Genomic DNA, 15,796 nt, shown 5'->3' on the forward strand with positions numbered 1-15,796 from the left:
ATTATTGTTTTTAGCTTTAAGCGTGTTGTTCCGTTTGCAGTGCTGTCACTAGCGGGTTATCGAGCATGTCATCCATATCGGGTAACATTCTCGATGCGCTAGCATCGGTGCTGTGGCGGAATTTGGCTAAGTTAAGGCCTATGCGCAGAATGCGCGGTTTGAATAGATCGAATTTGCTAAATCGGGGCTGATAGTCAGGATGCTTCGCCATGTAGGCTTTGATTCTCTGACCCAACAGGGCGTAAAACTGAGCTTCTGAGAAGCCGAGTTTGGCGACTAAAGGCGAAATAAAGCGTAACGTAGTAACAAAGTGACCAGTCTGAAGATCGTGGATGATCAACTCTTCTTTGAGACGCACCGTGACCTCTTTTACGCTTGAATCAAGTGTTGCCTGCTCTGGATAATCGCTATCAACTAGACGCATGTCGCCCTGAAAATCTTTAAGTAGGATGCGCTTTGGCAGGTCGTTTTCTAATACCAGAGTGACGTTTTGCCCATGAGCAATCAAAGAAACCCCGTATTTACACAACAAGTGGTAGTAAGGAATGACGACGGCATCGAACATTTTGCTTAGCCATGTCTCAATAGAGACGCCTGAACGCTCAACGTATTCAGCGATTAGTGGATTGCCCTGATTGTCGCTTTCCATTAAAGCAGCCATCAGTATTGCCTGCTCACCCTGTTTGAGTTTTGAGGCTGCAGACTCGCGCCAAATAACGCCAAGTAGCTCGTGATAGCGATAGGGTGCCTGTTCTAGTAACTGATAGTCGGCTTGAGCTGCAAAGGCGGCTGCGGGCTCCTGAAGTACTTCAGCTTGTTTTTCAATCAGCAATGGGTCCGAGCTGAATACAGATTCGATCCAGTCAGATGCGATAGGCCCAGCAAGAATATATCGGCCGGGTATACCTCGATAGCATGAAGTATTCATGATCGTTAAAGGCAGCTTTATATCGTAGCTATCAGGTCGAGTAAGGTTACTTAACGTTCGCAATGAAAGTTGAGGCAGAAATTGATCGCCAAATTCCCCTACATAGATGAGTTGTTTCTCCCCCATCTCACGGACAAATAGCAACGACAACTTGTTGTCCCACTGCCAAGGATGAACAGGGACGTAACTGTAGTCGGCAATATCAACCCCATAGGAAGTGACAATGCTATCCATGGTTTTACGCTCTGACTCATTCATTGAGGCATTAAGCAGCTCTTGCCAGCTGACGCTATCATTAGTCGCCAGTTGCAGAATCGAATGTTCTACCGCGACCCAACCCAGTTGGAAAGGACGCTCAGCTTCTGGTGCATAGCGTTGTAAGTCCTCATTGCCCCAACCGCGTCGACCTTTGTTAAAGGCAAATTTAGGGTGGCCGTCAAAATAGGTCTGCTGCTGCTCACAGGGTAACAATGCTAAGTCTTGGGCGGTCAACGCCTCTTTTCGCTGCATCAACTTACAGTCGCCCAACAGAGTCGCGTTCAGATCCTCTAAATGCTCGGCGAATGCGTCGTCAGTCATTTGAAGTAAGGACTGTAAGTCACGCATTAACAGTGCAGCTGAAATGGCGAGTTCTGGCTCGCGAACAATCGAGTTTGGCTCAATCAGAACTTGGCCCCAGATGTTTTCGCTACCTTGGAATTGGTAGCTAATGCCATTGTCTATCTGGAGAGTATAGCCCTGGGCATGTTGCTCAATGCGAAACGCCTGTTCATAGGCAAACTCGCTGATAATCTTAGCGACCATTTTCTGGTTAGCGAGTGGCCAATATTTATGTAGTGCTATCTGCTCCATTACCATCGCTCCGAGAAGAAACGGTCGCGGTTCAACATCAGTAAAGCCGAACGTTTATGCGGGAAATTAAACTCAAAACACTTCTCATAGCCGAAAGGCAGGATGCGATTAAACAGACGTTGATTGTCTGCTCTCGGTTCGAGAACAATGCGCTGAGTTCGTGCATCATCGATGAACAGGTAATGACTGATCCCTTTCATCCACGCATTAAAGAACTTAGGGCCACGGAACTGCTGTTCACCAACCAATAGGTGAATACCACGGTCGAAATCTTGCACATCGAAGTAAGGGCTAAGTCTGTCTTCCGCCACCCAATACGCTTCCACGTAGCCAAACGCTTGACCATTAAACTCCCCGATGAGTGGAATGATATGAGGATCTGCGATGCGTTGCTGCAGGAATTCAGCCAGCTTTTCCTCGCTCCATGCCTGTTCCCAGAAGTTGGCTACGCGGGGGTCGTTCATCCAGCGAGTAAACTGTGCTAGATCCTTGTCGATATCGATGGCTCGAAAACTGACGTCCAAATCGGCATCTGCATCATATCTTTTATAGACGCAACCTTCGGGCTTTGACGGTCTTAAAGGGTGATGTCGGTATTGGTCGTTCGACTGAACTAAACGCTTTGGGAATTGGGTCGACGTTTTGTGTCGATGCCAACACAGAGGTAATTGATAAAAACAGTCGCGATGAAGTTCTCCGTTGATGATGGGAAGTGCTTGAGCAAGTCGTTGATTAACCTGCTGATCATCACTGGCTAGGGTGACTAACTTCAGCTGTTTATTGTGACTAAATAACTGGTCAAGTTCGTTAGTCAATGTCTCGAACAACTTCGTGTGCTCTAGGTCGCTCGCTTGGAGGACAACACGCACGCTGGGTGTTTGGTTATCTTGATAGATAAAGGTTTTGAAATTAGACATCTGCGACTTCCTTGACGCGAGCAAGAGGGTTAGGCAAGTCAAAGTAAATGACGGCCGGATCGGGAATCGAGTTTTCGTTAAAGTTCTGCAGATAACAGAAGAAGTTTCCTTTGCAACACAATGACGAGCTGTTAAGTACATAGTTCAAACAGCGAGCATCATTCACCCCCGTTTGCAGCAGGGCATCGAGTTTACCGTGAAGGATTTCGACTAGTTGTGACTCTTTTACGTCGAGGTTGGCGCAGATAGCTGAGATAACGTTAAAGGTGGAGTTGATGATGAGGTAGTAAGCGAAGTAGCGCTCGACTTTCTCTTGGTTCCAGTAGTTTTCAAGCGTCTCTTTTTCATCACCGAGTAAGTCTCCAAAACGTTGGAGTGCAAGGTCTGTATATCCCGTTCCCTGACAATCTCGGTAGTACATACCGACTGGGAACCCTTGCTCAAGCTGCATTACGATGTTTTGCTGGTGGGCTAGAAAAACGATGCCGAAGTTAGCCTGAAGGTGGAAGAGAGGCACCACACTGTGAGTACAGTATGCTTTAAACCACTGCTTGGCGGCTTGTTGATATGGCAGATTTTCTTGCTCTGCATAATGACGAATTCGTTCGGCCACCAAACTCAAACCACCATAAGGGTTTTGTTGAGTCAAGGTCGCGAGAACGACTGCTTCCTGATCAGGTTTTTCCTCAAGGGGATTGTCTCTAAATGCCACAAGACTTTCGTCAATAATATTGCCGTCGTAATCTTTAAGACCGATGTAAGCAGGCTCTTGCATCAACTGGAAACCAAGGCCTTTGCCAAGCTGCTGGTCAAGAACTTCATGCTGGAACAGATCATTTAAACGTGTACCGCGAATCACTTCTTTAAGCGATAGGTTACGAATTGAGTTGGTCAGCTTTACGCTCAGAGAGAACTTAAGCATGTAAGGCAGCGATGGGGCGTATAGTGAGCGGGTTGAAGAGGTTGGATACCAGTTAACACCTACTTGGCCTAGGTTATTCAATCGGCCAGCCTTGAGGTATTCTTCAATCGTTGGGTTGCTTGCCATTACGCTCCACTGCCAAGGGTGAACGGGGAGCAGACTCTTGTCTTGTGCGCTGGCTTCAGCTAGTGCTTGTTGCAGCCTCGGTTCATGAGCAACCAGATCGAACATACGTTGTTGGCATGAGATACCAGCGGAACTACCTTGGGCAATAAGTTCGTTATCAACCGTTAGCCAGTAGAGTTGGAATTGGCCGCCTAGCTCTGGAGAATAAACCTTGGCATCTTCGAGACTAAATTGCTCTCGGCTCTTTGGCGCAGGGTGGAATGAATGTCCAATTAACAAGCCCTGCTCTGCGGTTTTGAAGTCTAGCTGGTCGGTAAAGAGTTGGGTTTGATAAGGAGAGTGCAGTATACCTTGGCTCGTGTTGTGCTGACTCTCTAACACACGAGTCGTAAAGATCTGTTTTTGCTCTTCACTGATGAATCCGACAATAGCGGGCTCGGACACGATAAGTTCAATAAGCTGAGTGACTGATAATGCTGTTACAGAGTCACCACTAAGAAGCAAAGAAGGTAGTTGATATTCGTGGCTACCTAACTGCGAAAAGTAGCTGAGAGCAATGTGAATGGCTTGGCCACCAGATAGAGACAACTGGTAGGTGAAGCCTTCTGAGTGAGGTTCGATTTGAACGGTATGACTTTCTCGGGCGAGAGAGTTGAGAAAACAAGCCAAAGCGGGGTCATTGTTGGTGACCTGATGGTTTGAATTTTTGGAGTTGAGCTGATCGTTTTTACGATTCATTTTCTTTCTCAAATTATTATTAGTTAAACCGACTGCACGAATGCTAATTATTATCATTCGTATGATCAACTAATTTTTAATAATTTATAGAAATTTGTAATGACCTGGTTAAATGATTGTTTTATCAGTAGTTTATGAGGGTTGAATTTGAATCTGAGGCTCATTGGTGAGCCTCAATATACGAGAGTTTTCTATGTTAAATGGTTATTTTCACCGACGATCGGTGCTATTTCTTCATTAAATAAAGGAAGTAACCTCCCCCAATTAGCGAGGCTAATAGTCCTGCTGGGAATTGCCAAGGGAACCACAATGTCCTGCCAATCCAGTCAGCAGTTACCATAATAATTGCTCCTAAGAGCGCCGCTGTGAGCATTTGCGGAATCGCACGATATTGGTGTAGTGATCGAGCCATATGCGGCGCCAATAGGCCAATAAAGCTTAGTGGGCCAATGACTATGGTGCAGAGGGTCGTTAGCGCTGCAACGATAAGGAGTAGCACTAACCTGACCAGAGTGGCGTTAAGCCCAAGGCTAGTGGCACTTACCTCACCAAGGTTGATCAACGCAACCCAGCGATGGAGTGATAGAGCTAAAGCACCAACAAGGCAGACTCCGCCTGCTAATAACCACATGTCGTTCAAGCTGACTAAATAGGTTGAGCCGGATAGCCAAGTGAGTAATGCTGCTGCATTTTCGTGTCCTGAACTAATTGCAATTCTGAGTAGCGCGTCTAGCCCTGCGCTGAGTGCGATACCAGTCAACAACGTTTGGGTTGGCGCGAAATTGTGTCGCCTGCCCATTAACCAGACTAAACCGGTTACCGACGCTGCCCCAAAGGTACCGAGAATCATCTGTTGTTCTCGCTCAATCGTTAGGCCTGTAAGTGTGCCAAGCACTAAAGCCAGAGCGGCACCAGAGCTGATGCCAAGCACTTCAGGACTGGCCATTGGATTATTGGAGATGCGTTGAATTACTGTGCCGGCAAAAGCCAATCCAATGCCTGCCAGTAGTGCAACCATAATTCGAGGAAGTCTCAGATCAAACAAGGATTGGGTGAGCCCGACGCTCCACCCCGATGGATTTTTGCCAATCACTAAAGCGATAACGACGGTAGTTACCAAAACACAAACCAGCAGAACAGTTATTTTAGTCGCACCCACGGTTTTATAATGACCAACCGATTCGCTGCGGGCTTTTAGATCGGACTGTAGTTTGGTTCGTTGCAACAACCAAAGCAAAAATGGTGCGCCAATTAAAGCCGTCATTGCCCCGGTGGGGAGTAACTCTCCACCCACACCAGAGAAAGGCTGAATAACAAGATCGACAATCAGTAACATTAAGCTGCCCGTTAAACCACTTACAATGATCTGCTTGGCTAATGCTCGCGCTCCCAACATTCTTGCAATGGCAGGGGCTACAATACCGACAAAGCCGATTAAACCGACCTCACTGACGACCGCTGCGGTAATAAAAACCGCCAGCGACAGACAAAGCAATTTGATCTGCTTGATGTTCACCCCTAGGGAGGTGGCGACATTGTCACCGAATTGCAATACAGACAGAGGTCTCTGGAGTAGTAACAACAGGGCAGTTGGTAGGGTAACCAATGGAACAAGTATCTGAGCACTCGACCAATCATTTTGGTTAAGCGCGCCTGCACCCCAGACAAAAACGGTCGTTAAGCGTTGTTCATGCAATAGCAACATCATGGTATTGATTGAGCCAAGAAATAGGCTAACGACTAGACCTGCTAATACCATGTGTAACGGAGAAAACCCTCGGCTGGAGCTGAGGATAAAAACCAGTCCCGTAGCTAAGCAGCCACCGATAAAGGCTGGAATAAAGTTTGGGATTAAGCTAGTTGTAGGGAGTAACAACAAACCGAGAACCATGCCGAACTCAGCGCCAGCAGCGACACCAAGTGTGGTTGGGGAAGCGATGGGATTTCGCAGTACAAATTGCATCACACAGCCAGCTACCGCGAGCGCGAAACCACAAATCAACGCTACCGCAAGCCGTGGAAGGTAGGTGTAATGGGTGATGATATGTTGGTAGTTTGCTGAATCGAAGTGAAACAAAGACTGCCAAATCAAACCCACTCCCTGTGAATAGGGAGCGGTAACTTGCAGCAACCCGCTGATCAATACTATAACGGCAAAGATGAGTAGCAGTGATTTGTTGTTGAGGCGACTGCGCTGTGGAAGGTTACTTACGTCCATTAAGGTTTAACTAACTGTTGAGTGATATGGTCACTGAATCGTTGTGCTGCGATAAGGCCACCAAAAGTCCAAATCGCCGGGAGCTCGTAGACTGAGTCACTGCGAGTAAACTCCATGGCTTGCCAAAGTGGCGATTGGTTAAGCTGAGCGCGTTCTTTCTCTTTGAGCGGGCCAAACAGCAATACGTTAGCACCTTGGTGTTCGGCAAGCTTTTCTGTCCCAGTGGTGGTGAATCCCCACATGTTTGTTGTCTCATTCCAATCATTGCGCAATCCCATCGCATCAATCGTGTCATGAGCCAAAGAACCTTTACTATGGACTCGCAGCGTCTTGTCGTTGATGAAGCGAGCAAAGATGACTGGCTTATGTGAAGAGTCTGCCGATTGGATTTTACGACCGTTCTGTTCCAATCGCAGATGTGTCTGTTTAATCACTTGTTCAGCTTGTTGTTGCTTGTCGAACAGTTGACCTAGCGATCGCGTGATCGACTCCGCTGATTTCAGAGGTTGTTTCTTTTCACTGTAGATAGTGAATACAAGGACAGGTGCGATCTTGTTGAGTGGCTGATAAGCAGCGGCCATGTGATTGCTGATCAGAATGACATCAGGTTTGAGTTCACTCAGAAGTTCAAGGTTTGGTTCTCTGCGCGATCCGACATCGGTTACCTCTGAGCTTAGTTTAGGCTCTACCACCCATTGTTCGTAACCCTGAGGGTTGGCGACACCTTCTAGCTCAACACCTAAGCTGAGCACTGATTCCGTTAGTGCCCAGTCTAACGCAACCACTTTTTTGGGTGATTGCTCAAAAGAGTGCACTCCCATCTCATGGGTAATCTCTATAGCGTAACTTTGAATAGAGGTTAAAGCTGCGCACAGCATCACGATAAACTTTTTCACAAAGAGTTCCTTTCGGTTAAGGGATATAACTAATGGGTTGGCCGGTATTTGGGTGAGGGAACAGTGCGAGCTCCATACCGTAAATCTGTGTCAGAGTCTCAGGTGTCATCAGCTCTTTTGGCGTACCTGAAGCAATCACTTTGCCTGAGTGTAGAGCGATTAATCGGTCACTGAATTTGGCCGCCATATTGACGTCATGCAAGACCATAATGACGGTCAGACCGAGAGATTGGTTAAGTTCACGGATTAAGGCGAGTAACTCGTGCTGGTGGGCGACATCGAGTGCAGAGGTGGGTTCATCGAGTAAGATGCACTGGCTTTGCTGAGCAAGCAGCATCGCGACCCAAGCTCGTTGTCGTTCTCCTCCAGATAAAGTCGCCACATACCTTTCGGCTAGGTTGCTAAGACCCACTTTTTCAATGGCGGTTTCAACGATGGCATAGTCCTGTTGGCTGTAGCGACCAAAAGCTCCTTTCCACGGATAGCGCCCAAAACAGACCAATTCACGTACAGTGACACCATCCGTGACGGGTGGATGCTGTGGCAGATAGGCAACTTGATGGGCAAATTCTAAATGGTTATAGGAAGATACGTGTTCGTTTTGGAACAATACTTCTCCGTGGCTCGGTGCATTTTGCCTGCTTAGCAGTTTAATCAGAGTCGACTTACCGCAACCATTGTGGCCTAGCAGAGTCGTGATCTCCCCTTGGGCGAAAGTCAGGTTAGTCGGGGAGAGAATGGTCTTGCTGTCGATTTCAAACGACGCGTCGACAAGTTGGAACATGGCTAATTATCAAGTTTTGTTATTGATTGTGAGTGGGTAATGTTATCATACAGAAATATAAATGATAATTATTTTCATAATCACTTTGCCTTTTGGGGTGTTCTACTGCATGGCAATTTGATTTCCGCTTATAGTGTTTTCGATATGATGTCAGTTACACAAAATAAAACTGCCCAGTTAGGTGTCGTAGGTCTTGCGGCTGCTTTAATGGGAATTGGGCAAAATGGACTTTTGGTTTCTCTCCCCTTTTTGGTCGAGAAATCTGCGTTCAGTCTGTCGACTTGGTCGATTCTTATCGCGGTCGGCAGCTTACTTTTTCTTCCCTCGGCTCCTTACTGGGGACGCTACAGTGATCAACATGGACCAAAGGTAGTCGTTGTAAGAGCCCTTTCGGGTATGGCGCTGAGCTTTTTACTACTTGGTCTGTTTGCTTTTCTTAGTCTTAATGGTGAAGCAATGGCGAGTCTCTGTTTGATGGGGCTGTTGGTTGCGAGAATCATCTACGGATGTACAGTATCGGGGATGGTTCCAGCGAGTCAGCACTGGGCGATTCTTCTGTGCGGTGAAGAGAACCGATTACAAGCGATCACCTCAGTCAGTATTGGTTTAAGTGCCGGACGTTTGATTGGCCCGTTGATCTCAATCTTAGTGTTAAAGCTGTCCCCTTATGCTCCGTTAATGGTGATGGTCGCTCTGCCTTGTTTGGCGCTTGTTGCTGCCTTGTCACTTCCTTCGCCGCACGTTGAAGCGACAGCGAATGCTAAGAAAGAGCCTCTGCCTTGGTTACCACAAAGAACATTGGTGCCATATTTGTTTAGTGGGTTGCTATTGTGTGCCGCGATTGCTTTGTTGCAATACAGTTTCTCTCCATTGATCGGATCCATTACACAGTGGACGACTGGACAAATCAGCGATGCCATTGGTGTGTTATTGACCATCAGTGCGGCTTGTACCTTTGTTACTCAAATAATGGTGATTAAGAAGAAAAAGCTTACGCCACTGTCTATGTATCGAATTGGCTCAGTCTGCTTATTGTTAGGGTTTGCTCTATTTCTTACTGCCAACATTTGGGCTTTTGGTATCGCGATGATGTTTGCTGCCTGCGGAGCCGCGTTACTTGTGCCTGCTTATACGAGTTCGGCTACGGAGCAGCAGCGTGACCATCCGGGTGCCGTGGCAGGTTATATTTCGATGTTCCACACCATAGGTTACGGTCTCGCGTCATTGATGGCAGTGACTGCAACGATGTCTGCTGACTATCCAATCTACTTGTGTATTACCTTTTCTTTACTGATTGTTCTTATTGCTTATCTGATGGTTGACAAGCAGCAGCCAAAGGAGATCAAGTCAGCTTAGCGTTTGTTGTCTGGATGCCTTGGGCAATCATTGCACAGTTTACGCCCATGGCATTTGTATACTAAGCAGCAACTGGTTCTAATCAGTTTTAGGCTGTTTGAGTGAGGGTAGTAGTTTAAGGATTGAAGTAGCTTTTCTGGTAGATCGCAGGCTTGTAACCACAGTCGAGCTTGTTGCATCAGATACTCTTCATCCAGAGTAGGGAAGAAGTGGTGGAGTTTTACCACGCAGCCAAGCACACCATCGGCAAACAGGTGACGAGTAAAACCGGGACGGATCCGCGTCCACTCGCTCATCTCCGCTCTAAAGTGCTCAAACAGCTCGATGAGTTGTTTGCCTGCTTGTTCGATTAACTCTGCCTCTGTGCCTTGCGAATAGCCTGATGATTCAAACTGAAAACCGCTGATAAACCTTGGTTGAACCTTCTGCGCCATCTTTGTTAAATCGGGTAAACCTCGGCAGGCGTAAATGGAAATAAAGGCAACATAAATCGGTTGCCAGCAGAGTAGAGTCCAGGTACGGGTCAACCAGTAAGGAGCGCCTGCTTCTGGGTGCTCTTTCTCTAGGCTCAAATAGAGTTCGCGGATAGATTGCGAATTCGGGTGATCGATATGAATGAGCGAAGGATCGCGAATAGCCAAAGGGGCTAGGTGTCCATCTAGATATGGTGTGACCTGCTTGGAATGTTCAAACAGATGGTCGAAGAACGAATGATCACTCATTGGGTAATGCTTATCTGTGCTAACTGACTAGCACACAGGATAAGTAATTGGTTAACTTATCGCAATCAATTCTCATTACGATTTATTGTTATAGCAATAAAAAGGCGAACCATTTGGCTCGCCTTTAGCTATGTAGTATCAACTGATGGTGACTACACATGATTTCATGTAACTCATATTCGAGCTTACACATCCTCAGTTTGGTCATTATTAGAGCGTGTAGGCGACATGTTGGCATCGTAGCTCATAATTGGACGAAAATCAGAACATTAACATGTTATGAATTACGTGAAGTATGGAAAAGTCGCTTAACTCGGCACCTAGCATTGATGATGCGGATCACACGAAGTAAGCACATATTGTCTTTGACTTGATAATATTGTGATAATCAATGTGGGTTTTGTTTCATATCCTATGTTTTTAATTATCACTATTTTTCCAATGTTGAGGTGTGCATGAGAAATCGTTCTATTTTTGGATGGAAGGTAAGTGAGAGTAGAGTTGTTTCAGTTACTGAGTTAGAAAGTGGTACTCAGGATGACGTTGTCTGTCCTTGCTGTGGAGACTTCTTGGTTGCTGCACATAGTAATAAAGGCATAGCTAGCTACTTACGCCACCAAAGTAACGCAGAATGTCGGTATTCGTATGAAACTCAGTTACATTTGAGTGCAAAGGAGTTCATCGAACGGGAAAAGATCATTCCTCATCCATATTCTAGTGGTATTTTTGATTCTAGTGATTGTGAAATGGTAGGTGTAAAAAATATCCGTCTAGAGGTTTATCGAGACGGAAGGGTTCCCGATATCGTCTGCCAGATCGGTAGGGAAGAGTATTATGTGGAAGTTACTAATACTCATGAAACCCCACCAGATAAAATAGTGGACTTTCGAAAGCAGGGTAGGAGTGCCCTTGAGTTATTGCTTGTTGGATTGGACTCAGATTCGCTGCTGAACAGCTATGAAAATGTAAAAGTCCAGGTAACAGCATTGAATCCGCTAAATCCATTCTGGGATTTTATTGAGCAGCAAGCCGCGATGAGTATCAGCAAAGAAAGAAATATGTTGTTGAGAAAGATAGCAAGGCATCGCAAACAAGTCCAAAGAATCACTGACAATATTTCTGAGCGTGAGGAACAAGCTGAGGAAAGGGTAGCCCGAATAAAACAAAGAGTTGAAAAGTGGCAAAAAAAAGAGCGGGAGCAAAAAGAGCTCTATACGCAGATAAAGTCCCTCGCGAATGATCTTCAAGTTGCGGTAGTGCGGCTTGAAGAAGAGAAGTCATCTTTAAATCAAGAATTAGAACAACTTAAGCAAACCATCTATCTGAGCAAGTTAGAAGCGGGAAGAATCATTAACAATGCGAGAGTTGAAGCAGAACAACAACGTGAAAAGGTCAGAGTAGAAGTTAGAGATGATGTTCTAGCTGAGTTAGCGTCGGAAATAGAAGATGCTAGAAAGAATGCTCAAATGATTACGGAGAATGCTTTAAAACAAGAGTTATCAGTGGTTGAAAACGCTCAAAGAACAGCGCAACAAATATTGGAAGGAGCGCATCACAAAGTTACGAGTGAGCTTGAAGCTGCACTTGATAGAAAAGGTGTATCAAGTGAAGCGTTGAATGAGTTAGAAAGCCGTGTCAAATGGTTAAGACAAGAAACGGAAAGCTTAGAGGAAAAGAAAGCCGACCTAGAGAGTAGTGTAAATTTAGATGAACTTTGGAGTAAGCAACAACACTTGTTGGTTGCGATTGGCAAGGAAAAAAGCCGTTTGAATGAGCTTAAAGAAGTTGGTGATAAATATGTCAAGATCATTAATGATATCGCCATAGATTTTAAACAACTAGATACTGCGGAGTATGCCTCTCTTTTACCTGAACGTATTCAAAAGAAAATAAAAACTCATCGAATGATCTTAGAGATGCAAAACTCAATAGAATACGAGCCGCTGTAACTGACTGCATGTGTTATGGATTCTATGACTGTTACTGCCTTAGAGCATAAGAGATTTGTCGAAGTGAATCGCAACCTACTCGCTTATTGGTAAGCTATAACGAATCCTTTTTGTTACGGGTATAAGGAGTGTCGTCGTAACGTTGAAGCTTTAGTGTAACTAATTGTTTTGCTGCTGTGTTAGCTGCTTTAGTGAAAAGAGCAGCTTCCTCTGGACTATAAGCTTTCCGAGTTTTCTTTGATTTCACGTTAGTCATAGCTGAGTTTCTAGCATCGAAAATATGACACCATACTAGACTGAAAACCGTGCAAAGAGAAAAGGCGAACCAAACGGTTCGCCTTTTGTTATTCAAGCTAGTTTCCAACTTGGTTATCACAGTTTCCAACTTGGTTATCTGTGATCACTACAAGAATTAATCTTCATAGTTGTCGATGCTAGGGCATGAACAGATTAGGTTACGGTCACCGTATACGTTGTCTACGCGGTTTACTGTAGGCCAGTACTTCCAAGACTTCGTTGCAGGTGATGGGAAGCAACCTAGTTCACGAGAGTATGGGCGATCCCATTCGTCTTTCGCTAGATCAACTTGAGTGTGAGGTGCGTTAACTAGAGGGTTATTCTCTAGTGGCCACTCACCATTCTTCACTTTTGCCATCTCTTCACGGATTGCGATCATCGCATCACAGAAGCGGTCGATCTCTTCTAGATCTTCAGATTCTGTTGGCTCAACCATCAGTGTACCCGCAACTGGGAACGACATTGTTGGTGCGTGGAAACCGTAGTCCATTAGACGCTTCGCGATATCTTCTTCGCTGATGCCTGTTTCTTCTTTCAGTGGGCGAATGTCGATAATACATTCGTGCGCCACACGACCGTTTGTACCACGGTAAAGAACAGGGTAATGAGGACGTAGACGCTCCATCATGTAGTTCGCGTTCAGGATCGCGACTTTCGTTGCGTCTGTCAGGCCAGCTTCACCCATCATCGCGATGTAAGCCCAAGAGATCGGTAGGATAGAAGCACTACCTAAATCAGCCGCTGATACTGCAAACTCTTCACCTTCTACACCGTTTTCGATGTGACCTGGTAGGAAAGGTGCAAGGTGCGATTTAACACCGATAGGACCCATACCTGGACCACCACCACCGTGTGGGATACAGAATGTCTTGTGAAGGTTTAGGTGAGAAACGTCAGAACCGATCAAGCCTGGTGATGTTAGGCCAACCTGAGCGTTCATGTTCGCACCATCTAGGTAAACTTGACCGCCGGCAGCGTGAACCATTTCACACACTTCTTTCACTTGCTCTTCGTAAACACCGTGTGTTGAAGGGTAAGTGATCATGATGCTTGATAGGTTTTCTGCGTGCTTCTCGATTTTAGCTGCTAGGTCAGTCATGTCGATGTTGCCATCATCATCACATTTAACCACAACCACCTTCATTGAAACCATTGAAGCAGTCGCTGGGTTTGTACCGTGTGCTGAACTTGGGATCAGACATACGTTACGGTGACCTTCGCCACGACTATCGTGGTAGCGTTGAATCGCGATAAGACCTGCGTACTCACCTGATGCACCAGAGTTTGGCTGTAGTGAGAAGTCATCGTAGCCTGTGATTTCACATAGCTTCTCTTTTAGGTCTTTTGCTAGCGCAGAGTAACCCGCCGCTTGCTCGATTGGCGCGAATGGGTGGATAGAACCAAACTCAGGCCACGTCACTGGGATCATTTCAGCGGCTGCGTTTAATTTCATTGTACAGCTACCTAGTGGAATCATACCGTGAGTCAGTGAGAAGTCTTTGTTCTCAAGCTGCTTCAGGTAACGCATCATCTGCGTTTCACTGTGGTGCGTGTTGAATACTGGGTGAGTTAGGTATTCTGAAGTACGACGAAGCGCTTCAGGAATCGCTGCAAACTCATTCCCCGCAATTTCAGAAGAAAGTGCGTTTACTTCTTCTTTCACGCCGAATACTGCAAATAGAGCTTCGATATCCGCTGTTGTGGTTGTTTCATCCAAGCTAACGCCAAGTTGAGTAGGCAGTTTGCGTAGGTTGATGTCAGCCGCTTGTGCTTTCGCGTACAGCGCGTCAGTCTGGTCACCCGCATTGATGGTGATGGTATCAAAGAAGCTGTTGTGTGCTAATTCAAAACCAGACTTAGTCAAACCAGCCGCTAGAATAGCAGTCATGTGGTGTGTACGACGAGCAATCGTGCGTAGGCCTTCTGCGCCGTGGTACACCGCGTAGAATGACGCCATGTTTGCTAGTAGAGCCTGAGCTGTACAGATGTTTGATGTCGCTTTTTCACGGCGGATGTGCTGTTCACGAGTCTGCATTGCCATACGCAGTGCTTGGTTACCGTTGGTGTCGATAGACACGCCGATAACGCGGCCTGGCATAGTACGCTTGTGCTTGTCACGAGTTGCCATGAATGCAGCGTGAGGACCGCCGTAACCCATAGGAACACCGAAACGTTGCGCTGAGCCGATTACAACGTCTGCGCCCATTTCACCCGCAGGTTTCAGTAGTGCTGAAGCTAGAAGGTCGGTTGCGACAGTAACGAGCGTTTTGTTTGCTTGTGCTTTCGCGATGATGTCCGTTAGGTCACGAACCTCACCTGTTGTGCCTGGGTATTGAACCAGTGCACCGAACACGTCTTGTTCTGGTAGAGACTCAAGTGAACCAACTAGAACGTCAAAGCCGATGTACTTAGCGCGAGTTTTTACAACTTCTAGCGTCTGTGGGTGTACATCGTCTGCAACGAAGAATACTTTGCTCTTGCTCTTACCTGCGCGCTTACATAGCGTCATCGCCTCGCCTGCTGCTGTTGCTTCATCAAGCAGTGATGCGTTTGCGATGTCCATGCCAGTTAGGTCCATGACCATCTGCTGGAAATTAAGTAGCGCTTCTAGGCGACCTTGAGAAATCTCTGGCTGGTATGGCGTGTACGCTGTGTACCAACCTGGGTTTTCAAGCACGTTACGTAGAATGACGTTTGGCGTGAAGGTGTTGTAGTAACCTTGGCCAATGAACGTACGTTTGATTTGGTTTTGGTCGGCGAACTCGCGCATTGCAACCAACATATCTGCTTCGCTTTTTGCTTCAGCAAGTGTCATTGGTTTTTCTAGGCGAATTTGCGCTGGAACGGTTTCATCGATCAATGCATCTAGGTTTGCAACATTGATCGCTTCCAACATTTTCTGTTGGTCAGATTTATTTGGGCCGTTGTGGCGAGCAACGAACTCATTTTGTGTGCTGAGGCTTTGAAGTAATTCAGTCATTGTCCTTTACCTACTCCGTCGTTCGGGTAATGGATTCCATTACTGATACATTTAATTATATGTCCGAACTTTAAAAAAAAGCTGCCACCCGAATAGGGGACAGCTTCTTAA

10 protein-coding genes are annotated in these 15,796 nt (G+C 46.2%); 2 read left to right on the forward strand and 8 right to left on the reverse strand.

Annotation, left to right across the window (positions count from 1 at the left end):
• Positions 1–16 precede the first annotated feature (16 nt).
• From F0231_RS03420 to F0231_RS03445, 6 genes are all read right to left on the reverse strand, one after another.
• Entirely contained in the window at positions 17–1,780 is a 1,764-nt protein-coding gene (locus tag F0231_RS03420) for an IucA/IucC family siderophore biosynthesis protein (protein ID WP_171758306.1), read from the reverse strand.
• A complete protein-coding gene (locus F0231_RS03425) occupies positions 1,780–2,697 on the reverse strand; it encodes a GNAT family N-acetyltransferase (RefSeq protein ID WP_171758307.1) in 918 nt (305 codons plus the stop codon). The genes F0231_RS03420 and F0231_RS03425 overlap by 1 nt, the downstream gene beginning before the upstream one ends.
• Positions 2,690–4,483 (reverse strand): IucA/IucC family siderophore biosynthesis protein, encoded by a 1,794-nt coding sequence (locus F0231_RS03430; protein ID WP_171758308.1) that lies wholly within the window; start codon positions 4,481–4,483, stop codon positions 2,690–2,692. Before F0231_RS03430 ends, F0231_RS03425 begins: the two co-directional genes overlap by 8 nt.
• 226 nt (positions 4,484–4,709) lie before the next feature.
• Complete coding sequence (fhuB, locus tag F0231_RS03435) at positions 4,710–6,701, reverse strand: Fe(3+)-hydroxamate ABC transporter permease FhuB (RefSeq protein ID WP_171758309.1); 1,992 nt, start codon at positions 6,699–6,701, stop codon at positions 4,710–4,712.
• Positions 6,701–7,597, reverse strand: coding sequence for an iron-siderophore ABC transporter substrate-binding protein (locus tag F0231_RS03440; RefSeq protein ID WP_367613455.1), 897 nt, complete (start codon positions 7,595–7,597; stop codon positions 6,701–6,703). Before F0231_RS03440 ends, fhuB begins: the two co-directional genes overlap by 1 nt.
• 16 nt (positions 7,598–7,613) lie before the next feature.
• Entirely contained in the window at positions 7,614–8,381 is a 768-nt protein-coding gene (locus F0231_RS03445; RefSeq protein WP_171758310.1) for an ABC transporter ATP-binding protein, read from the reverse strand.
• 147 nt (positions 8,382–8,528) lie between these two features.
• On the opposite strand from F0231_RS03445, the gene F0231_RS03450 reads away from it, so the two are divergent.
• Positions 8,529–9,737, forward strand: coding sequence for an MFS transporter (locus tag F0231_RS03450; RefSeq protein ID WP_171758422.1), 1,209 nt, complete (start codon positions 8,529–8,531; stop codon positions 9,735–9,737).
• On the opposite strand, the gene F0231_RS03455 is transcribed toward F0231_RS03450, so the two are convergent.
• On the reverse strand, positions 9,734–10,459 hold the full coding sequence (locus F0231_RS03455) for a siderophore ferric iron reductase (protein ID WP_171758311.1): 726 nt from the start codon (positions 10,457–10,459) through the stop codon (positions 9,734–9,736). The two genes, F0231_RS03450 and F0231_RS03455, sit on opposite strands and share 4 nt — an antisense overlap.
• 455 nt (positions 10,460–10,914) lie before the next feature.
• Here F0231_RS03455 and F0231_RS03460 point away from each other — a divergent pair, with 455 nt between their 5' ends.
• Positions 10,915–12,408 (forward strand): hypothetical protein, encoded by a 1,494-nt coding sequence (locus F0231_RS03460; RefSeq protein ID WP_171758312.1) that lies wholly within the window; start codon positions 10,915–10,917, stop codon positions 12,406–12,408.
• Positions 12,409–12,820: 412 nt separating this feature from the next.
• Here the strand turns inward: F0231_RS03460 and gcvP are convergent, their stop codons facing one another.
• Positions 12,821–15,685 (reverse strand): aminomethyl-transferring glycine dehydrogenase, encoded by a 2,865-nt coding sequence (gcvP, locus tag F0231_RS03465; protein ID WP_171758313.1) that lies wholly within the window; start codon positions 15,683–15,685, stop codon positions 12,821–12,823.
• Between the last annotated feature and the right edge of the window lie 111 nt (positions 15,686–15,796).

Origin of the sequence: Vibrio sp. RE86 (assembly GCF_013114545.1) — a bacterium.
Classification (GTDB): Bacteria; Pseudomonadota; Gammaproteobacteria; order Enterobacterales; family Vibrionaceae; genus Vibrio.

What these genes read in the sequence shown, in the direction of transcription:
- F0231_RS03450 (WP_171758422.1), top strand. Translation starts at nt 8,529, where the DNA reads ATGTCAGTTACACAAAATAAAACTGCCCAGTTAGGTGTCGTAGGTCTT.
- gcvP (WP_171758313.1), bottom strand. Translation starts at nt 15,685, where the DNA reads ATGACTGAATTACTTCAAAGCCTCAGCACACAAAATGAGTTCGTTGCT.
- F0231_RS03420 (WP_171758306.1), bottom strand. Translation starts at nt 1,780, where the DNA reads ATGGAGCAGATAGCACTACATAAATATTGGCCACTCGCTAACCAGAAA.
- F0231_RS03445 (WP_171758310.1), bottom strand. Translation starts at nt 8,381, where the DNA reads ATGTTCCAACTTGTCGACGCGTCGTTTGAAATCGACAGCAAGACCATT.
- F0231_RS03455 (WP_171758311.1), bottom strand. Translation starts at nt 10,459, where the DNA reads ATGAGTGATCATTCGTTCTTCGACCATCTGTTTGAACATTCCAAGCAG.
- F0231_RS03430 (WP_171758308.1), bottom strand. Translation starts at nt 4,483, where the DNA reads ATGAATCGTAAAAACGATCAGCTCAACTCCAAAAATTCAAACCATCAG.
- F0231_RS03460 (WP_171758312.1), top strand. Translation starts at nt 10,915, where the DNA reads ATGAGAAATCGTTCTATTTTTGGATGGAAGGTAAGTGAGAGTAGAGTT.
- F0231_RS03425 (WP_171758307.1), bottom strand. Translation starts at nt 2,697, where the DNA reads ATGTCTAATTTCAAAACCTTTATCTATCAAGATAACCAAACACCCAGC.
- fhuB (WP_171758309.1), bottom strand. Translation starts at nt 6,701, where the DNA reads ATGGACGTAAGTAACCTTCCACAGCGCAGTCGCCTCAACAACAAATCA.